Consider the following 17834-nt stretch of genomic DNA (forward strand, 5'->3'; position numbering starts at 1 on the left):
CCAAGATCCATCTTTCTTCCCCTAACGCTTCCTCCTGTCGTCGTAGAAGTACTTGGCGTGGGCCTGCGCCTGGGCGTCCATGACGCGTCTCTTTACTGTGAAGGCGTAGGTTATCAAAAACACGATTACCAGGCCAGCGGCAAAGTATCCAAGGAACCTGAACAGCAGGTAGAACGATGCCAGAAGGGTACCTATTATTACAAGAAGCACAGCTCCAAAGATTCCGAACAGTATTTTATGCCCGTACCTCTCCATGAAGAGGTCGAAGTCCATAGGTCTCACCATAAACATTTCCTCGGCTATTGCGTAAGAACCTTCCGGGAGAAGCTTAAATATTCTGGCTGAGAAAGTCTCAACGTGGTGGAAATGAAGATTGGAGAACTCATCCAACTGCTCGACGAAACGATAGCCAACGTTAAGATTGCCATAATAGCCAACCAGAACAGGGCCTTTGAGAGCCCGCACACGAGCTATGAGTTCACCCAGCGCGCTTTAGAGCTTCAGGAGGATCTTGATGACCTAATGAAGGCCAGAGAATACCTAAGCAAATTCGACCCGGAGGATGAGGCGGAGAACCACTTCTCCGAGGAAGAGCTCAGGGAGTTCCTAAAGATGCTTGAGTTGCTGAGAAACACCGACGCCCACGTCTACTGAGGTGGTTTCATGGACTTCGGAGAGCTGGAGAGAAAGGTTGTGGTCTTCCGTGATGCACGAGGCTGGGCGAAGTATCACACGCCCAAAAACCTCGCCATCTCGGCAGTGGTTGAGCTCGGCGAACTTTTGGAGCACTTCCAGTGGGAAACCGACGAGGAGATTCTTGAACTCGCCGAGAACCCAACCAAAAGGGAAGCGATAGCCGACGAGATTGCGGATGTCATAATCTACCTTACACTCCTCGCCCACGAGCTTGGAATAGACCTCGACGAGGCCGTCAAAAGAAAGCTGGAGAAGAACGAAGAGAAGTATCCTGTTAAAGCTTGAACGCTTTCCTCAGACCCTCCATCTCCTCCCTATTCAGTCTGTTCTTCTTCCACCGCTCTCTCAAGTTCAAGTTCTCGTCTTCCAGATCGAGGACCGCCTTTCTGACGCCGCCACGCGGGTGCCTGCAGTCTCCCTCCCATCTTGGAATCACATGCATGTGAAGGTGGGGAACCGTCTGTCCTGCTGCTCTCCCAAGGTTCATACCGATGTTGAATGCATCAGGCTTGAGCGCCTTCTTCAACCCTTCCATCGCAAGGTCTATACCGTTGACCAGTGCGGTCTTTTCTTCTTCCGTCAGTTCTTCCCAGTGCTCGACGTGCCTCTTTGGAACGACAAGGAGATGGCCTCTGCTCGCTGGATATGAGTCGATAAGTATCCTGATCAGCCCGTCTTCATAGAGGATGACTTCAGCGCTTGGATTGCAGAACGGACAGTTCATGCCCAACACCAAAGGCTTAAAACTGCCTTGCAATAAAAACCCCTCGGTGGTGAGATGGAGGAAACTATGGAAATCCTAAAGAGAACGTACCAGAGGTTTTTGGCTCTAGGCCTGGTCATGATGCTAGTCGCTTTCGCGCTCATGATATTCCAGCCCATTGGCAGGAGTGCCTCCCTTGTCCTGGCGGTTGTGATATTCCTCTTCGCTTTCCTGCCACTGGAGATGGCAAAGAGAACCGCCAGAAAGATGGCCCTGTTGGCGTTTGGAGGAAAAATAGAAAAGCTTAATTAGGCCGTCCGAGAATTATCCCAAAGAGAGTAGGAGATATCGCGATAATCCATAGGGGTGATGTAAAATGGCGTTTGTGCCACCGCAGGCAGGTTATGACAGGGCTATTACAGTTTTTAGCCCTGATGGAAGGCTTTTCCAGGTGAACTACGCGAGGGAGGCAGTGAAGCGTGGTGCTACCGCTGTAGGAGTTAAGTGGAAGGAAGGTGTTGTTCTCGCTGTCGAGAAGAGGATAACCAGCAAGCTCATAGAGCCGAGCAGCTACGAGAAGATATTCCAGATAGACGACCATATAGCTGCCGCTCCAAGCGGTATAATTGCCGACGCTCGTGTTCTCGTTGACAGAGCCCGCCTGGAAGCCCAGGTGTATCGTCTAACCTACGGAGAACCAGTTCCGCTCACCGTTCTGGTGAAGAAGATCTGTGACCTCAAGCAGGCCCACACCCAGTACGGCGGTGTGAGGCCCTTTGGTGCGGCCCTGCTCATGGCAGGTGTCAACGATAAGCCCGAGCTCTACGAAACCGATCCGAGTGGAGCGTACTTTGAGTGGAGAGCAGTGGCGATAGGCAGCGGCAGGAACACTGCCATGGCCATCTTCGAAGACCACTATAGCGACGACCTTGATATGGAGGGCGCGATAAAGCTGGCTATCCTCGCCCTGGCAAAGACCCTCGAGGAGCCGAGCCCGGAGAGCATAGAGGTGGCGTACATAACCATGAAGGACAAGCGCTGGAAGAAAATGGACAAAGAAGAGGTCGCTAAGTATCTCGGCGAGATCCTCGAGGAGATCAAGGAGGAGGAAGTCGAGGAGAAGGAAGAGGATTATTCAGAGCTCGACAGCAACTACTGAGGTGGCGGGCGATGCCAATAAGCGTCGATAAGGCAGTCATCGCCCGTCTTAAGACCCATGGCGAGACCTTTGAGATACTAGTTGACCCTTATCTAGCCAGAGACTTCAAGGAGGGCAAGGACGTCCCGATAGAGGAGATTCTTGCCACTCCCTACGTTTTTAAGGACGCCCACAAGGGCGATAAAGCTAGTGAGCACGAGATGGAGAAAATATTCGGCACAAGTGACCCCTACGAGGTCGCTAAGATAATCCTTCGCAAGGGAGACGTCCAGCTTACCGCCGAGCAGAGGAGGCAGATGCTCGAGGAGAAGAGGCGCTATATTGCCACAATCATTCACAGGCATGCGGTTGATCCAAGAACTGGCTACCCTCATCCGGTTGACAGAATCCTCAGGGCGATGGAGGAGGCAGGTGTCCACGTTGATCTCTTCAAGGATGCTGAGGCCCAGGTTCCAGGCATCATTAAGGCGATAAGGCCCATACTGCCGCTCAAGATGGAGATGAAGGTCATCGCAGTTAAGATACCCGGTGACTACGTGGGCAGGGCCTACGGTGAGGTCAGGAAGTTTGGCAACATAAAGCGCGAGGAGTGGGCCAGCGACGGCTCGTGGATGTTTCTCATCGAGATACCCGGCGGTGTCGAGGAGGAGTTTTATGAGAAGCTTAACGCCCTCACGAAGGGCAATGCGATAACTAAACTGGTAGAGAGGAAGGGACTATGAGGCGGATTTTTGTAAAAAATAGGGAACTGGTTGTCCCTGGGACTTTACTCGCCCAGGGGCCGTTTAAGAGTGGAAGAGGAACCTTCAGGGAAGGGAACAGGATTTACTCGACAGTTGTAGGGCTCGTAGAGATCAGAGGAGATGCCATAAGGGTTATCCCCCTTGAGGGCCCCTACATACCAGAGGTTGGCGACAACGTCATAGGGAAGATAGTGGACGTCAAGTTCTCCAACTGGACGGTTGACATCGGCGCACCTTATCAGGCGAACCTGCGCGTTCAGGATGCCGTTGAGGAGCGCATTGACGTCCTAAAGACTGACTTGAGGAAGATATTTGACATAGGCGATATAATCTACGCCAAGATAAAAGCCTACAACGAGATCAACCAGATAGACTTGACCACCAAGGGAATGCCATTCAAGGGTGGACCGCTCAGGGGGGGTCAGATAGTAAAGATAACGCCCTCCAAGGTGCCCAGACTTATAGGCAAGGGCGGTTCGATGATAAACCTCATCAAGAAACTAACCGGTACGAGGATAATTGTTGGCCAGAATGGATGGGTCTGGGTCAGCGGAAAGAAGGAGGAGCTTGAGAAACTCGCTATCGAAGCTATTCTCAAAGTTGACAGGGAGAGTCACACACAGGGACTCACAGACAGGGTGAAGGAGCTCCTTATGAGCAGGCTCCAGGAGCTCAAGGAGCAGGGAGTTATTGAGGAGATACCCCAGATTGAAGAGCCAACCGCTGGAGAAGGTGAAGGAGAATGATGGGCAAGCCAGAGGATTTAAAGCTCATAGATGAGAACGGAAGAAGAATAGACGGTAGAAAGAAGTATGAACTCAGACCGATTAAGATGGAAGTCGGCGTGCTGAAGAACGCCGATGGTTCTGCCTACGTTGAGTGGGGTAAGAACAAGATTTTGGCTGCCGTCTACGGTCCGAGGGAGATTCATCCCAAGCACCTCCAGAGGCCTGACAGGGCAATCCTCCGCGTCCGCTACAACATGGCACCTTTCAGTGTGGAGGAGAGGAAAAAGCCCGGTCCTGACAGGAGGAGCGTCGAGATAAGTAAGGTCATCAGGGGCGCGCTTGAGCCGGCCCTGATACTCGAGATGTTCCCGAGGACCGCTATAGACATATTCATTGAGGTTCTCCAGGCTGACGCTGGAACGAGGGTTGCAGGAATTACCGCCGCTTCGCTCGCCCTGGCAGATGCTGGAATACCTATGAGGGACCTTGTGGCTGCATGTGCTGCCGGAAAGATAGAGGGCGAAATTGTTCTCGACCTCAATAAAGAGGAAGACAACTACGGCGAAGCGGACGTTCCAGTTGCCATAATGCCTCTCAAGAACGACATTACACTCCTCCAGATGGACGGTTACCTCACAAGAGACGAGTTCATAGAGGCTGTGAGGCTCGCCATAAAGGGTGCAAAGGCCGTCTACCAGAAGCAGCGCGAGGCGCTGAAGGAGAAGTATCTCAAAATAGCAGAGGAGGTCGGTGGAGGTGAGTGAGATGGAAGTTATGGCCAGCATAATGCGCGACCACATCCTCGCTCTCCTCAAAGAGGGCAAGCGCGTTGACGGTCGCTCGCTGGAGGACTACCGCGATCTGGAGATCAAGATCAACGTCATCGAGAAGGCCGAGGGCTCAGCGTGGGTAAAGCTCGGAAACACCCAGGTTCTAGTTGGAATCAAGGTTGACATGGGTGAGCCGTTCCCTGACCTTCCAGAGAAGGGAGTAATAACCACTAACGTCGAGCTCGTCCCACTCGCTTCACCGAGCTTCGAGCCTGGACCACCGGACGAGAGGGCCATCGAGCTTGCGCGTGTTGTTGACAGGGGTATAAGGGAGAGCGGAGCGGTTGAGCTTGAGAAGCTCGTCATAGTTCCCGGCAAGCTCGTCCGTGTCGTCTTTATTGATGTGCACGTCCTTGACCACGACGGTAACCTGCTCGACGCCAGCGGAATAGGTGCTATCGCCGCGCTCATGAGCGCCAAGATGCCGAAGGTGGTCTACGACGAGGAGAGCGGCGAGGTGCAGATACTCGACGAGTACGAGCCTCTGCCAGTGAGCAAGATGCCGATTCCGGTTACAATAGCCAAGGTCGGCGGAAATCTGCTCGTTGACCCTAATCTCGACGAGGAACTCGTCATGGACGGCAGGATAACCATCACCACCGACGAGAACGGTATGATATCATCCGTCCAGAAGAGTGAGGGCGGAAGCTTTAAGCTCGAAGAGGTCATGTACGCCATAGACCTTGCCCTCACTAAGGCTGCAGAGATAAGGGAGAAGGTTCTCGAGGCCGTTGGAGCAGAGTGAACCTTTACTTTTTTTGTTTTCATACTGTCCGGTGGTGTTTGTGGAGGGGCCCCTTTTGGTTAACGGCATAGCGGTCGTCGTGTTTCTACTCTTTATTATCCAGTTCTTCAGGCTCGCCCTCAGGGGTGACTCGAAAAAGGAACTCTTCCTCACGCTCGCCCTCTGGGCACTCGGCATGGCCGTGTGGCTGGTCCACAACGCCTTCTTTAACTGGGGGTGGGATGTTTACACCTACGTCCCTCTGGTCTTTGCTCTTGCCACATTCCTCCTGAGCGTTTTTGGTCTCCTCAGGTTGCAGAAGGAAGAAGAGCCTTCCAAATTTCAGAAAGAGATATAAACACCAATGCCCAAATTAATCCAGCCTTACGATTAACTGGGGGGAACAGGTTATGGGATTGTTTGATAGCCTCAAAAAGAAGGACGAAAAGATCAAGAGGAAGCCACCCACTGCTATTAAGAAGGAGGTTGCTGCTCCAAGGCGTGACATTGATGTCGTACCCCTTGAGGAGGATGTTCTTGCTAAGGAGCTAGTCAAGCCCCAGGTCAGGTACCTCAAGAAGATCGTCGTCACCAGCTACGCCGACCTCGAGAGGATTTCAGAGGAGCTCCAGAACGGCAACATCGTTTTAGTCGACCTCACCCCGCTCGAGGTCAAGCCGGAGGTTCTTGAGAAGGTCGCGGAGCAGATAAAGGGCATGGTGAGTGCCCTCGGCGGCCAGGCCGCTAAAATCTGCAAGCACGAAATAAAGCTGATTTTGACCCCTGTGGACATAAAGATAGCCAAGTGACGGGGTTTTCTTTTTCCCATACCATGATTTTATAAAGGGCTTAGGGGTTCTATTCTTCGGTGGTGTGAGATGAGTGAGAGAGAGGGAGAGATTCAGGAGATTCGCCTCGGTGACTGTCCTATCTGCGGCGGCAAAGGCACGCTCAAGGCTCTGCAGTACGTTCACGAGATACCTTACTTCGGCAAGGTCATGGAGTCCACGATAATCTGCGACCGCTGCGGCTATAGGAACGCCGACGTCATGATGCTTGAAGACAGGCCGCCGAAGCTCTACACGATGAAGGTGGAGGAGGAGAAGGATCTCTTCACGCGCGTTATCAGGAGCAAGAGCGGAACCATAGAGCTCGACGAGATAGGAGTTAAGATAGAGCCCGGTCCGGCCGCGGAAGGCTTTGTCAGCAACGTCGAGGGAGTGCTTGAAAGGGTCAGGGAGACTCTCCTCATGGCCAGGGACTTCAGGAAGCAGGAGGGCGACGAGGAAGCCGTCAAGAAGGTTGATGAAATACTCCAGTACATCGAGGACGTCAGAGAGGGCAAAAAGCCGCTTACGGTTAAAATCATGGATCCCCTCGGCAACAGTGCACTGATAGGCGAGAAGGTCAGGAGCAGGCTCTTAACACAGGAGGAAATCGAGAGCCTCAGCCTTGGGCCGTACGTCATCGTTGATCCAGAGAAGGAGACGGGAGAAAAGGAGGACTCCGATTAAAGATAGACTGCCTCCCTTGCGAGGAGGTCTTCTATCAAAGCCCTTACCCAGGGCTTCCTTGTTTTTCTTGACAGGTGAATTATACCCTCCACGTGGATTCCGTAGCGCTCCTTCATCTCCTCCCTGCTCATTGGCTCCTTGAAAAGGAAGGGTCTTTCTATGGTGAAGGCGTAGCCGTAGTCCCTGATGTATTGTCCAAGCCATTTCTTCCCGTTCTCGCCGTGAACGAGAGTTAAACCGCTCGTATCTTTCGTCATCTCCCAGAGCGTCTCAAGATCAGCCTTAATGACTTCTCCAACCTCGAAGCCACCGGCGATGGTTCCCCTCTTGGTCAGCGTCTGCTCCTCGTGAAGGCCGAGCCTCCTTAGCGTGTCCCTCAGCTCGTAGGGGTTTCCGCGCGCTATGTAGAGGAAAACGATGTCCCCCTCGCCAAAAGCTCTGCTCTTCCTCAGCTCTACCGTCTTTAGGCCTCTGAATATCAGCTCGCCGTAGACCTGGTGGAGCGCTATCACGTGCTCCATGAGCTCACCGGAGTTAGGCTTCCGGTAGGACTAAAAAAGGTTTGGGTAGTTCAGCGCATCATCAGCGCCGCCATAACAATATCACTCACCACCCCGCTGGCGGTTTCCTTCAGCCCTGCGCCAGCACCCTTAATCACAAGCTCGCCGAGGAGGTCGGTTTTTATCACTGCCGCGTTTTCGTGGCTTTCAACTGCGAGCGGACTGTTCTTCGGGATTTCTTTAGGCCCCACAACGATCCTCCCCTCTTCAACCGTGGCGACGAGCCTTATTGTCTTGCCCTTCGCTTTTGCCCTTTCAATCTCTCCGGGCGTTACCTCGACGATGCCCTTAACACTCGCCATATCAAACGTTATAGGCTCGAAGGCGAGGCAGTGGAGGATGGTCGCTTTATAGCCGGCGTCGATGCCCAATATATCGCCGCTCGGGTCGCGCTCCGCTATGCCCAACTTTTGGGCCTCCTTCAAAGCATCATCAAAGTCCAACCCCTTCTCCATCTCGCTCAGGATGAAGGTTGTTGTGGCATTGAGGACGGCTTCAATTCTCTCCACGGTGTCCCCCCTCAGCCCGTGTCGGAGGAGCGTTATTATCGGGGTTCCTGCCATCACAGTCGCCTCGAAGAGATAGGGAAGGCTCCTTTTATTGGCCTCTTCCATCAGTTCCGCGTAGTGGAAAGCCAGCGGTGGCTTGTTGCTCGTAACGACAGCCTTTCCGTCTCTCAAAGCAGTTAGATGCCACCCGTAGGCGTTCTTGTCGTTCGTCACGTCGATAACGATGTCTGCGTCTATCTCCTGAACTGCCTCCTTTGGTGTGAAGTTGTAAACCTCGTAGTCGTTAGTCCATGCCGAGAGCTTTCCGAAGGTCTCCTTCACGGTGAGCGCTTCCCTCAGGTCGATGCTCTCCGGGAGCCACACCGTTCCGCTCGTGTCGGCTATGCTAACCACCTTAAAGCTCAGGCTGTATCGCTCTTTGAAGAAGGTCTCTTTTTCGAGAAGAACCCTCGCTACGGCTCTACCGACGTTTCCGAAGCCGAAAAGAGAGAGCTTTACCTCCATAGAAACACCCGCTAAAATGTTGGGAAAAAGAAGAGTTCACTTGTTTAGGATGACCTTTATGATATCCATGTCCCTGACGATGCCGACAAGCTCGCCTTCACCTCTTATAACGGGCAGCTGCTCGATGTGGTACTGAACCATCTTCTGGGCGACCTCGTAGACACTCATGTGTGGTGTGGCTATGATAACTTCGGGATTCATTATATCCTCGACTGGCTTCTCCGGGAGCTGCAGCTCGGCCTTCTCGAAGAGCAGAGTTGGGTGGCTCTCGAGTATCCAGTCCTCCTCGCTGGAGGCAGCCAGGGCTGTGCTCTTCATAACCCTTACAACTTCGCTGTCTTTGAGGAGGTCAGTCTCGTCGACCATTCCAACGAGGTTGCCGTCATCGTCTATGACAGGGATAGCCATCGCGTTGCAGAGGAGAAGTGCCTTCAAAGCGGCCTTGAGCGGCGTTCCACGCCAGACAACGCCGACGTTCTTCTGGTAGTATTTCTCTATCGTAACGCTCCTCAGCTTCTCGTTTTTGGACAGGTAGCGCCTCACGATGTCCCCTACTGTCAGTATGCCAAGAACATGGTCATCGTCATCAACTACCACTACGCGTCTGTAGTCACTCTCCAGCATAGCTCTGACAGCCTTCTTAAGGTCATCATTGGGTTTCACTGTGGGAACATCCCTTTTGACGAGCATTGCCAGTTGCTCCTCATCAGGATGGAGCATAACACGCTTGATACTTATTATTCCAACGAGCTTGCCTTCTCTGTTTGCTACGGGGAATGACCTTACTTTGTGTTTCCTGAAGAGGTCAAGGGCATACTCCCTCGTGGCCGGGAGCTTTATGACCACTGGATCGGGGGTCATCAAAGTCTTTACACGCATTTTCTTCACCACCGCTTTAGGTTAAAGCGTCCTTCTCCTATTTAAGGTTTTCATTAGGCTCATCAAAAATTTGAAGAAAAAGGTCAGCCTAGAACTGAGAGAAGAACTCCGGCGACGACGGCAGTCCCTATAACTCCAGCGACGTTCGGACCCATTGCGTGCATGAGTATGAAGTTCCCTGGGTCTTCCTCACTCGCCAAGCGCTGGACAACCCTGGCGCTCATTGGAACTGCCGAAACTCCAGCCGCTCCAATCATCGGGTTTATCTTGCCGCCGCTAAGCTTCATCATAATCTTCCCGAGGAGCACTCCTCCAGCGGTTGCAGAGGCGAAGGCGACGACACCAAGGCCAAGTATCATAAGGGTCTTCGCCGTGAGGAAAGTCTCAGCCCTCATCGTTGAGCCGACGCCAAGCCCGAGGAAGATGGTGACGATGTTCATTAGCTCCTCCTGGGCAGCTTTGCTCAGCCTCTCAACGACGCCGCTCTCCCTGAAGAGGTTGCCTATCATGAGCATTCCAATGAGCGGCCCGGCGCTTGGAACGAGGAGGCTGATGACGATAGCAGTGATTATGGGGAACATTATCTTCTCCCTCTTGGAGACGGGTCTGAGCTGCTCCATTCTGATTTTCCTTTCCTCCTTACTGGTCATGGCCTTGATGATAGGCGGCTGGATAAGCGGGACGAGGCTCATGTAAGAGTAAGCCGCCACGGCAGTCGCTCCGAGAAGGTGTGGAGCCAGCTTGGTGGTGAGGTATATGGTCGTCGGTCCGTCGGCACCGCCGATGATACCTATCGAAGCCGCCTCAGGCAGGGTGAAACCGAGCAGCACCGCGCTCAGCATAGCAACGAAAACACCTATCTGAGCGGCAGCGCCGAGCAGAGCCGTCTTGGGGTCTGCTATCATCGGCCCGAAGTCTGTCATCGCCCCCAGTCCGAAGAATATCAGCAGTGGCACTATCTCTGTGCTTATGAGGTAGTGGTGGATAAGATAGAACAGTCCATGTGGTTCGTCGGTTATGCCTGTGAGCGGCAGGTTGACGATGACGGCACTTATGCCTATCGGGAGGAGGAGCAGGGGCTCCATCTCATATCTGATGGCGAGATAGACGAGTATCAGACCGACGAGTATCATTATTACATTGCCAACAGTTAGATGGAGAAGCCCCATGCTCTCGATGAATTCGATTATTGCCTGCTCCAGTCCGGCCATTCTCCATCACCCGAGTTCGATTAGTGGTTGTCCGGTGTCGACGGTTTGGCCTTCTTTGATGAGGATTTTCTTTATTGTTCCGTCTTTTGGTGCTGGGATTTCGTTTTCCATTTTCATTGCCTCGAGGATGAGTAGTCCCTGACCGGTTTTGACTTGATCACCTTCTTTAACGAGTATTCTAAGAATCTTACCCGGCATGGGAGCCGTCACAACCCCCTCACCAACAGGAGCTGGCGCTGGGGCCGGAGCAGCGGGCGCTGAAACCGGAACGGGAGCACTCGGAACGGCAGGAGCGCTGATGCGGGCTGGGGTAGCTGCCGGCTCGCTTATTGCGCTCAGGTCTATTCCGAGCCCCTTTGCCTCGACCTCGTAGCTCTTGTCCTCGAAGGAGACTTTAAAACGGCCCATTCCAAGCTCTTCAACCTCAACCTCGTATTCAACACCGTCAACGATGACCTTAACCTTAGCCATCTTCACCACTTCCCTTTCTCGTAATTGAAGTCCTCAACATCTTCCATAGTTGTCTGGATGCCGTAGAGGCGCCAAGAGTCAGAAACCTTCCTCTTGAAGGGTAAGGGCCTCAGCTGGGCCGCCTTCTCGGCAGTGTATGCTAAAATAGCCGCGGTAATAACTGCTAGGTCCCTCGGGGGTATCTCCGGCTTTGCTTCCTTAACTTTTGGTACTTCTTCGACCTTCGTCGGGATAGGGGCTTTTCCTGAAGTTTCTCTATCTATGAGCCTCCTCTCGAGCCAGCCGACGAAGTAGAGGACTAAAGCTAAAATGGTGAGGACGGCAAAGACCACCGTCACTCCGAGGGCGGTTATGTTGAGGCCCTCCACGAACTCGGCCATGGTTACCATGTCTCACACCTCACAGCGGTATGTTGCCGTGCTTCTTCGGCGGGAGCTTGACGCGCTTGCTCTCCATGGCCTCGAGGGCAAGGATTATCTTTGCCCTTGTCTCGGCAGGGTCTATGACATCGTCGATGTATCCCCTCGCGGCAGCGACGTACGGGTTGGCAAACCTGTCCTTGTACTCCTGTATCTTCTGCTGCCTGACCTCCTCAGGGTTCTCTGCCGCTGCAATCTCTTTCCTGAAGATGATATTGGCCGCTCCCTCAGGACCCATAACGGCTATCTCTGCGGTCGGCCAGGCGAAGACGAAGTCGGCACCGAGGTGCTTGCTTCCCATTGCGAGGTAAGCGCCACCGTAGGCCTTCCTGAGAATGACGGTCACCATCGGGACGGTGGCCTCGGAGTAGGCGTAAAGGACCTTGGCTCCGTGCCTGATGATTCCACCATACTCCTGCTGGGTGCCCGGCAGGTAGCCGGGGACGTCAACAAGCGTGACGATGGGTATGTTGAAGGCGTCGCAGGTTCTCACAAAGCGTGCTATCTTGTCGGAGCTGTCTATGTCAAGAACGCCCGCGAAGTAGTTGGGGTTGTTGGCGACTATACCAACCGTCTGGCCGTTCATCCTTCCGAAGCCGACGACGGCGTTTGGGGCGAAGTAGGGCAGAATCTCCAGGAAGTCCGGATTGCCGTTCTCATCCCTGTCAACTATCTCGTAGATGACCTGCCTGACGTCGTAGCCCTTGTTCGGGTCGTCCGGAACTATGGAGTACAGGCTTTCGGTCTTCCTGAATGGCAAATCGCTTGTCTTAACACGCGGCGGCTTCTCCATGTTGTTTGACGGCAGGTAGCTCATGAGACGTCTTATCAACGCTAGAACCTCTTCGTCGCTCTTTCCTATGAGGTGGGCCTGTCCGCTCTTTTGGGCGTGAACCATGGCTCCACCGAGCTGAACAGGTGTAACCTCGACGCCCGTGACAGCTTTAACGACCTGTGGGCCTGTGATGAACATGAAGCTCGACGGGTTGTCCACCATGAGGATGAAGTCTCCTATCGCCGGGCTGTAAACCGCTCCTCCGGCACAGGGACCCATAATTGCGGTGATCTGTGGCACAACACCGCTGAGAATTGTGTTCATCTTGAAGATCTCACCGTAGCCCTTGAGGGAGTCCACACCCTCCTGAATCCTTGCACCGCCGGAATCATTGAGGCCTATTACAGGTGCTCCCGCCTCAAGGGCGAGCTCCATTATGCGCTTTATCTTAGCAGCGTGCATCTCGCCGAGGGAACCTCCCATGACGGTGAAGTCCTGGGCATAGACGAAGACAAGCCTTCCATCGATGGTTCCATAGCCGGTGATGACACCATCCGCGGGCAGTTCCTTCTTATCGAGACCGAACTCCGTTCCTCTGTGCTTGACGAACATGCCGATCTCAACGAAGCTTCCCGGGTCGAGGAGCTTCTCGATCCTCTCGCGCGCTGTGAGCTTGCCTTTAGCGTGCTGCTTTTCGACGGCCTTTTCGCCGCCCATCTCAAGAATCTTTTTTCTCCGTTCGTACAGCTCGTTAACCTTTTCCTCCATGCTCATGAGAACTCCCCCTAACAGCTGAGAGTGTCTGGTGGTTGTAGTTTGTAAAGTTTAAAAGGGTTTTTGCTCCACTGCCCGTTGAGGAGTTGATAAAATTCTTAGATGTTGAAAGCAGCAAAAGGGGTGAAGTAGAAAAAGGTAGAACGGATTCAGAGGTGTGCAATCGGAGTTTCTGCACCACAGGCCTCGCACTTGAGGAAGTGGAAGCGTCCCCTCTTGATGATCTTGGTATCTGGTGAGCCGCAGACCGGGCAGATAACGTAGTCCTTGAGGTACTTCTTCATCTTGTTGGCTATCAGGTAGGGTGTGAAGCGTCCTTGGAGGACAACTCTCCTTCCCTCGAGTGTTCCGGCCGTTGCCACCTCTCTCAAGATGAACTTGAGAAGATGGTTCGGGTCGCGGTTCATGGCCTCGGCTATGTCCATGAAGTTCTCGATTATAGTCCTGTTTCCGGCTATCGTGACTACGGCGGCGGGAACCTCAAACCTCGAGATGTGATGCTTAACGTTCTCTGGGAGCTCCTCGTAAGCCTTATCGAGTAAGCCTTCGAAATCGTAAAAGTCAACCTTCTTCTCGCTCACTTTCCTCACCTCCACTTAAGGTATGCAGAGCCGTTTATAACCTTTTGGCGTGGGGAAAATCGAGAAAATCAAAGCACCCTGTAGAAGCCGGCTCTCGGTTCGTATATCCTCGCGTCCCTCTTGAGGTCGTTGATGAGCTTCTTTACTTCGTTCTCCGTTCCAATTCCAGCCTGCTTCGCCGCTTCCACTACCTTGTCCTCCGGTGCGCCGAACTCACCCTCACTCTCAAGGCTCTTGATGATGTCTATGAGCTTGTCAATCTTGTTTATCTTCTTGGAACTCTTGCCGACTTCGAGGATCGAAACGTCCAGTGTCCCCTCCTCGTCGGTCGCTATCTTTCTTATCATCTCCTCGATTATCTGTATCGCCGCTCTGGCGTCTTCCCTCGTCACGGTCTCGCTCAGGCGCATTCTCGCATGGGCCTCGCTGAGACGTATGAGTGCCTCCAGCTGCCTCGCAGTAATTGGAATCGGCTGCACTCCCTCGTCCTCACCGCTCTTTCTGAAGCCCTTCCTCATACGGACGTAGTAGCGCTTTATCTCGTCCATCGCCTCTTTGCTCAAAACCGGGTGGATGTTCTTCCTCGCGTAGGCTATATACTTCTTGAGCAGGTCGTAGGGTATCTTGGGCGTTACCGCCTCGGCCTCTCCCCTCCTGACCTTGAGTATGTGCTCGGCTATAGATGCGTCTATCTTCTCGTCCGGCTCGTCCAGCAGGAGGAATATAAGGTCGAAACGGCTCAGCAGAGTCGGTGGGAGGTCTAGCTGCTCCGGAAGGGACTTGTGGCGGTTAAATCTGCCATACTTTGGATTGGCGGCGGCTATAACCGTTGTTCTGGAGTTAAGTGTCGCTGTGATACCCGCTTTTGAAATGCTGATTGTCTGCTGCTCGAGTGCCTCATGTATAGCGCTCCTGTCACGGTCGCTCATCTTGTCGAACTCGTCAATTAGGGCAAATCCGCCATCGGCGAGAACCAGAACACCAGCCTCCAGAACCCACGAACCTGTAAATTCGTCACGGACGGCTGCGGCTGTCAAACCGGCGGCAGAGCTGCTCTTCCCACTCGTATAAATCGCTCTCGGCGCCAAATTGGCAACATAGCGGAGAATTTGGCTGTTGTGGACGAAGATGTCGTTGGCTATGAAGTTGTGGTGCTCCGGCACCTGGAGGTCGTAGACCCACGGATGCTCTGGCTTGTATTCTCTGACCTCGACGACTCTGTCCCAGAAGATATCGGAGTCCGCAAGCAGTTCAAGTACTTTGAGCTTTTTGGGGGCATCAGGCGACTTCTCTTTCAGTGTTTCAACGACGATTTTGAGCTTTTCCCTGCTGGGCAGCCTATCCCCCCGTTCATAGTGCAGGTAAGTGGAGCGGTTTATTCCTAGGTCCTTTTGTCTTAGTCCTGCTGATTCACGGAGTTCTCTGAGCAGCTTCGAGACGCCCGGAACAACATCAACGTTGGTGTTCAGTTTTATCCCGTTGGTAACCTTTGCGAGGAGTTTTGCCTTCTCCTCAACTCCAAAACCGATGGTCTCTCTGAACTTTATGACATCTTTGCCCGTTATGACCAGGCGGTAGTACGTTTTTGCCTCCTTCATCTTTCCGTTTGTGGCTATGCCTCTTGTCGCGTGCAGCTGTGATTTTATTCCAAACCTCAAAAGAAGGTGCCGGACACCTCTCAGGAGTTCCAGTGATGCTGAAACCACTGTGATTTTTGGTCTGGCTCTATCAACTGTCCCCTCTGCGTCAAAGTAACCCTGAAGGAACGCCTTGATGTCCTCCAACCTTGCGGAGAATATCTGGGATGGTACTTTTTTCTTTGAAGAGTTCTCCGCGATTCCAAGATGTTTAAACAATCTGAAGAACTCAACGCTGCTCACGTAAACCTCTTTCGCCGATTTGCCTCTATGAGGCTTTCTAATCGTTGGGTTAAGGTCGAGCTTTCTGAAGTATTCGTAGACTTTTTGAATCAGCTTTTCGTCGTTGTTCGTAAAGAATATCGTAGCGCTACCGTTTCTGTTCTGTGCGTAGCCCTCTCCGGCTAGTAGGCCGATAACGTACCAGAACTCCTCGTCAGCAAATTCAGGAAGCTTTAGCCTGCTCTTGGCAGTTTTGGGCTTTTCTATCTCAATGTCCCAAAGCCTAGTAGGCTTCCCAGCAACCGGAATGATGCGTGGAACTGCTATAAAGTCGCTCGCTTTTAGTTCCTCAGCCTTCCTTGTCTTGAACTGCCCATTCTCAAAGACAAAGAATGGATGAGTCGGTGTTACCCTTATCTCCCTTCCGCTCGCAGTCCTTATGAGGAACATTCTCTCGGGCGCGGTTCTCTTCCAGGCTATGTTAGCCTTCACCTTTTTCACTTTGAGCGTCTTGGCATCTAGAGCGTAAAGCTCAAGGTCTATTGGAGCGTAGAAGCCGTCGTCAACTCTGCCGAGGGTTCCCTCTTTTTTGGCTCTCCTAATTGCCCCCTCCACAAGCTCACCTATCTTCCCTAAGCTCCCGTCGGCCAGAACAACCTGGGTGTCATAATCAACGCACTTCGCAACACCAGGATCTCCGACCAGTAGAACGTGGCTCTCTCCTCTCAGCTTAGTTCCATCAGGGAGAACCCGCTGCACGCCACCGAAGAGCGCCAAAGCTATGCCCTTCTTCACGGTCTTGTGTCCCCAGATTGCCGGGGCTATCGAATCGACAATAGCATCAACGATGTCCTTTCTCTTTGCCAGCTCCCTTATCTTCTGCTCGTCCTCAGGAGTAATCTCAAGTTCCTCTATCTCCTTACTGAGCTGCTCGATGTGGTTGACCTCGAGAACCTTCTTGAATATCGGCCGCTTATCCTTCTGCTCGAGAATTACGCGAAGTATTCCCGTGACGAGAACCCTGTCGCCTGGCAGGGCGGTATCAACGAGGTCGTCGAGGAGGATTGCGTCAATAAATCTCGGCATCTGGCCACCCTTGAGGCTCTCGGGCCTGTCCTGAAGGCGGAAGCTCTGGAAGTTGATGAACCTGCTCTTCTCGACGTCGAGCTCAACGTTTCTTGACCCACAGGCGTCACACTTGCTCGGCTTGACTATGTTGTCGTAGGGCCTCTGCAGTCTTACCATCTCGTTGCCGCAGTCCTTACAGACGAAGACGGCCTTCTCAACGAATGGCTTGACCTCGCTCACGCGCGTGATGATTCCATCAACCTGTATGAGCCTGTTTATGTGCTCGCTGCCGAGTTCTTTAACGAGGAGCGTCCTTGGAAGGTTGAAAAACCTCGCGTGAACCTTGAACTCCTCCTCCCTCAAAAGGGGAGGCTCGCGGAGGACTATCTGGATGGCGTCCTCGGCAGCCAAAATGCTATCTTCGGGGTTTTTGAGAAGTTCTTCCGCCAATTCGGGGTCAAAGGAGTTGAGGTGAGTCCAGTCTATCGATAGAGAGCGCCTTGGGGTAACCGTTAGCAGGTCTTTAAGCTTGTTTAGGTAAACCTCATTACCGCTGTCATCGACGTACTCACGCAGAAATCTCGCGTACCTTTCTATCATGTCCTCCCTGTCCATCAGCCCTCACCCAGCCACTCGTTCCTAATCTTCGACAGCTGCAGGTATATCCTTCTCTCCTCGGGGGAGAGTCTAGAGAGCAACTCAAGGCTGTTCGGCCTCAGCATGACGGAGTTGAGTATCTTCTTGAAGCGTATGGCTTTGAGGTGCTCAAGCTTTTTCTTCAGGTTGGCCAGCTTGGTGAGCTTGACGTTTATAGTCTCGATGTTATCTCCGGCGTTCATTCTGACGTAGTTTTCGAGGTAATACATGTAGAACTCCGCCCTCTCGTAGAGGCCGGCCGGAAGGGGCATAAGGGGCTCGTTCTCCCTCTCCTCGGCTATTGCCCTGTCTATCTCGCCTATAACCTTGTCTGTCTCATCGATGACCTCCACGATCTTCGCTTCCCACAGCTCCTTCGCTTTCCAGTCCTCGATGAGCACTATATCGCCGGCGTTCCAGTCTCCGAAGGGACGGAGGATTTTAACGGCTATTATTGCCCTCCCTGTGAACATGACATCACCCTCTCGAAT

Annotated in this window: 23 protein-coding genes; 11 read left to right on the top strand and 12 right to left on the bottom strand. The window is 53.0% G+C overall.

Going from position 1 to position 17834, the window contains the following annotated elements; translation table 11 throughout:
* Positions 1-21: 21 nt before the first annotated feature.
* Entirely contained in the window at positions 22-273 is a 252-nt protein-coding gene (locus tag TON_RS00110; protein ID WP_012570979.1) for a hypothetical protein, read from the bottom strand.
* A 93-nt stretch (positions 274-366) separates the two neighbouring features.
* Here TON_RS00110 and TON_RS00115 point away from each other — a divergent pair, with 93 nt between their 5' ends.
* Positions 367-654, top strand: coding sequence for a hypothetical protein (locus tag TON_RS00115; RefSeq protein WP_012570980.1), 288 nt, complete (start codon positions 367-369; stop codon positions 652-654).
* Between the two features lie 9 nt (positions 655-663).
* Positions 664-981 carry a nucleotide pyrophosphohydrolase gene (locus tag TON_RS00120; RefSeq protein ID WP_012570981.1) on the top strand — a complete coding sequence of 106 codons (318 nt, stop codon included), beginning with the start codon at positions 664-666 and terminating at the stop codon, positions 979-981.
* Here the strand turns inward: TON_RS00120 and TON_RS00125 are convergent.
* A complete protein-coding gene (locus tag TON_RS00125; protein ID WP_012570982.1) occupies positions 971-1420 on the bottom strand; it encodes an HIT family protein in 450 nt (149 codons plus the stop codon). The genes TON_RS00120 and TON_RS00125 overlap by 11 nt on opposite strands.
* A 54-nt stretch (positions 1421-1474) precedes the next feature.
* On the opposite strand from TON_RS00125, the gene TON_RS00130 reads away from it, so the two are divergent.
* The 9 genes from TON_RS00130 to TON_RS00170 all read left to right on the top strand — a co-directional run bounded on the left by TON_RS00130 (position 1475) and on the right by TON_RS00170 (position 7097).
* Positions 1475-1711 (top strand): hypothetical protein, encoded by a 237-nt coding sequence (locus TON_RS00130; protein ID WP_012570983.1) that lies wholly within the window; start codon positions 1475-1477, stop codon positions 1709-1711.
* Between the two features lie 64 nt (positions 1712-1775).
* Entirely contained in the window at positions 1776-2558 is a 783-nt protein-coding gene (gene psmA / locus TON_RS00135) for an archaeal proteasome endopeptidase complex subunit alpha (RefSeq protein WP_012570984.1), read from the top strand.
* A gap of 11 nt (positions 2559-2569) precedes the next feature.
* Positions 2570-3280 (top strand): ribosome assembly factor SBDS, encoded by a 711-nt coding sequence (locus TON_RS00140; RefSeq protein WP_012570985.1) that lies wholly within the window; start codon positions 2570-2572, stop codon positions 3278-3280.
* A complete protein-coding gene (rrp4, locus tag TON_RS00145) occupies positions 3277-4047 on the top strand; it encodes an exosome complex RNA-binding protein Rrp4 (protein WP_012570986.1) in 771 nt (256 codons plus the stop codon). Before TON_RS00140 ends, rrp4 begins: the two co-directional genes overlap by 4 nt.
* Positions 4044-4793, top strand: coding sequence for an exosome complex exonuclease Rrp41 (gene rrp41 / locus TON_RS00150; protein ID WP_012570987.1), 750 nt, complete (start codon positions 4044-4046; stop codon positions 4791-4793). The genes rrp4 and rrp41 overlap by 4 nt, the downstream gene beginning before the upstream one ends.
* A gap of 1 nt (position 4794) precedes the next feature.
* Positions 4795-5604, top strand: a complete 810-nt coding sequence (gene rrp42, locus TON_RS00155) for an exosome complex protein Rrp42 (protein WP_048055007.1) — start codon at positions 4795-4797, stop codon at positions 5602-5604.
* A 40-nt stretch (positions 5605-5644) separates the two neighbouring features.
* Positions 5645-5941, top strand: coding sequence for a hypothetical protein (locus tag TON_RS00160; RefSeq protein ID WP_012570989.1), 297 nt, complete (start codon positions 5645-5647; stop codon positions 5939-5941).
* A 52-nt stretch (positions 5942-5993) separates the two neighbouring features.
* A complete protein-coding gene (locus TON_RS00165; RefSeq protein ID WP_012570990.1) occupies positions 5994-6392 on the top strand; it encodes a cell division protein SepF in 399 nt (132 codons plus the stop codon).
* Positions 6393-6461: 69 nt separating this feature from the next.
* Positions 6462-7097 (top strand): ZPR1 zinc finger domain-containing protein, encoded by a 636-nt coding sequence (locus tag TON_RS00170; protein WP_012570991.1) that lies wholly within the window; start codon positions 6462-6464, stop codon positions 7095-7097.
* Here the strand turns inward: TON_RS00170 and TON_RS00175 are convergent.
* From TON_RS00175 to TON_RS00220, 10 genes are all read right to left on the bottom strand, one after another.
* Complete coding sequence (locus TON_RS00175; RefSeq protein WP_012570992.1) at positions 7094-7618, bottom strand: ASCH domain-containing protein; 525 nt, start codon at positions 7616-7618, stop codon at positions 7094-7096. The genes TON_RS00170 and TON_RS00175 overlap by 4 nt on opposite strands.
* A gap of 50 nt (positions 7619-7668) precedes the next feature.
* On the bottom strand, positions 7669-8670 hold the full coding sequence (locus TON_RS00180; RefSeq protein ID WP_012570993.1) for a homoserine dehydrogenase: 1002 nt from the start codon (positions 8668-8670) through the stop codon (positions 7669-7671).
* A 36-nt stretch (positions 8671-8706) separates the two neighbouring features.
* Positions 8707-9549, bottom strand: coding sequence for a CBS domain-containing protein (locus TON_RS00185; RefSeq protein ID WP_012570994.1), 843 nt, complete (start codon positions 9547-9549; stop codon positions 8707-8709).
* A gap of 83 nt (positions 9550-9632) precedes the next feature.
* Positions 9633-10760, bottom strand: coding sequence for a sodium ion-translocating decarboxylase subunit beta (locus tag TON_RS00190; RefSeq protein WP_012570995.1), 1128 nt, complete (start codon positions 10758-10760; stop codon positions 9633-9635).
* Positions 10761-10766: 6 nt separating this feature from the next.
* Positions 10767-11231: an acetyl-CoA carboxylase biotin carboxyl carrier protein subunit gene (locus TON_RS00195; protein WP_012570996.1), complete on the bottom strand. Its 465-nt coding sequence runs from the start codon at positions 11229-11231 to the stop codon at positions 10767-10769.
* Positions 11232-11233: 2 nt separating this feature from the next.
* Positions 11234-11620, bottom strand: coding sequence for an OadG family protein (locus TON_RS00200; RefSeq protein ID WP_012570997.1), 387 nt, complete (start codon positions 11618-11620; stop codon positions 11234-11236).
* A 10-nt stretch (positions 11621-11630) separates the two neighbouring features.
* Complete coding sequence (locus TON_RS00205; RefSeq protein WP_012570998.1) at positions 11631-13199, bottom strand: carboxyl transferase domain-containing protein; 1569 nt, start codon at positions 13197-13199, stop codon at positions 11631-11633.
* Positions 13200-13348: 149 nt separating this feature from the next.
* Positions 13349-13780 carry a translation initiation factor IF-2 subunit beta gene (locus tag TON_RS00210; RefSeq protein ID WP_012570999.1) on the bottom strand — a complete coding sequence of 144 codons (432 nt, stop codon included), beginning with the start codon at positions 13778-13780 and terminating at the stop codon, positions 13349-13351.
* A 68-nt stretch (positions 13781-13848) separates the two neighbouring features.
* Positions 13849-17322: an LAGLIDADG family homing endonuclease gene (locus TON_RS00215; RefSeq protein ID WP_012571000.1), complete on the bottom strand. Its 3474-nt coding sequence runs from the start codon at positions 17320-17322 to the stop codon at positions 13849-13851.
* On the bottom strand, positions 17322-17816 hold the full coding sequence (locus tag TON_RS00220; RefSeq protein WP_012571001.1) for a hypothetical protein: 495 nt from the start codon (positions 17814-17816) through the stop codon (positions 17322-17324). Before TON_RS00220 ends, TON_RS00215 begins: the two co-directional genes overlap by 1 nt.
* Positions 17817-17834: the final 18 nt, after the last annotated feature.

Source organism: Thermococcus onnurineus NA1, from assembly GCF_000018365.1.
GTDB lineage: Archaea > Methanobacteriota_B > Thermococci > Thermococcales > Thermococcaceae > Thermococcus > Thermococcus onnurineus.

Bases quoted from the DNA above. Each gene is read 5' to 3' on its own strand.
- TON_RS00185 (WP_012570994.1), bottom strand. From the start codon at position 9,549: ATGCGTGTAAAGACTTTGATGACCCCCGATCCAGTGGTCATAAAGCTC.
- TON_RS00175 (WP_012570992.1), bottom strand. From the start codon at position 7,618: ATGGAGCACGTGATAGCGCTCCACCAGGTCTACGGCGAGCTGATATTC.
- TON_RS00165 (WP_012570990.1), top strand. From the start codon at position 5,994: ATGGGATTGTTTGATAGCCTCAAAAAGAAGGACGAAAAGATCAAGAGG.
- TON_RS00215 (WP_012571000.1), bottom strand. From the start codon at position 17,322: ATGGACAGGGAGGACATGATAGAAAGGTACGCGAGATTTCTGCGTGAG.
- TON_RS00125 (WP_012570982.1), bottom strand. From the start codon at position 1,420: ATGAACTGTCCGTTCTGCAATCCAAGCGCTGAAGTCATCCTCTATGAA.
- TON_RS00170 (WP_012570991.1), top strand. From the start codon at position 6,462: ATGAGTGAGAGAGAGGGAGAGATTCAGGAGATTCGCCTCGGTGACTGT.
- TON_RS00110 (WP_012570979.1), bottom strand. From the start codon at position 273: ATGGACTTCGACCTCTTCATGGAGAGGTACGGGCATAAAATACTGTTC.
- TON_RS00180 (WP_012570993.1), bottom strand. From the start codon at position 8,670: ATGGAGGTAAAGCTCTCTCTTTTCGGCTTCGGAAACGTCGGTAGAGCC.
- rrp4 (WP_012570986.1), top strand. From the start codon at position 3,277: ATGAGGCGGATTTTTGTAAAAAATAGGGAACTGGTTGTCCCTGGGACT.
- TON_RS00120 (WP_012570981.1), top strand. From the start codon at position 664: ATGGACTTCGGAGAGCTGGAGAGAAAGGTTGTGGTCTTCCGTGATGCA.
- TON_RS00205 (WP_012570998.1), bottom strand. From the start codon at position 13,199: ATGAGCATGGAGGAAAAGGTTAACGAGCTGTACGAACGGAGAAAAAAG.
- TON_RS00115 (WP_012570980.1), top strand. From the start codon at position 367: ATGAAGATTGGAGAACTCATCCAACTGCTCGACGAAACGATAGCCAAC.
- TON_RS00140 (WP_012570985.1), top strand. From the start codon at position 2,570: ATGCCAATAAGCGTCGATAAGGCAGTCATCGCCCGTCTTAAGACCCAT.
- TON_RS00220 (WP_012571001.1), bottom strand. From the start codon at position 17,816: ATGTTCACAGGGAGGGCAATAATAGCCGTTAAAATCCTCCGTCCCTTC.
- rrp41 (WP_012570987.1), top strand. From the start codon at position 4,044: ATGATGGGCAAGCCAGAGGATTTAAAGCTCATAGATGAGAACGGAAGA.
- TON_RS00130 (WP_012570983.1), top strand. From the start codon at position 1,475: ATGGAGGAAACTATGGAAATCCTAAAGAGAACGTACCAGAGGTTTTTG.
- TON_RS00190 (WP_012570995.1), bottom strand. From the start codon at position 10,760: ATGGCCGGACTGGAGCAGGCAATAATCGAATTCATCGAGAGCATGGGG.
- TON_RS00195 (WP_012570996.1), bottom strand. From the start codon at position 11,231: ATGGCTAAGGTTAAGGTCATCGTTGACGGTGTTGAATACGAGGTTGAG.
- rrp42 (WP_048055007.1), top strand. From the start codon at position 4,795: ATGGAAGTTATGGCCAGCATAATGCGCGACCACATCCTCGCTCTCCTC.
- TON_RS00200 (WP_012570997.1), bottom strand. From the start codon at position 11,620: ATGGTAACCATGGCCGAGTTCGTGGAGGGCCTCAACATAACCGCCCTC.
- psmA (WP_012570984.1), top strand. From the start codon at position 1,776: ATGGCGTTTGTGCCACCGCAGGCAGGTTATGACAGGGCTATTACAGTT.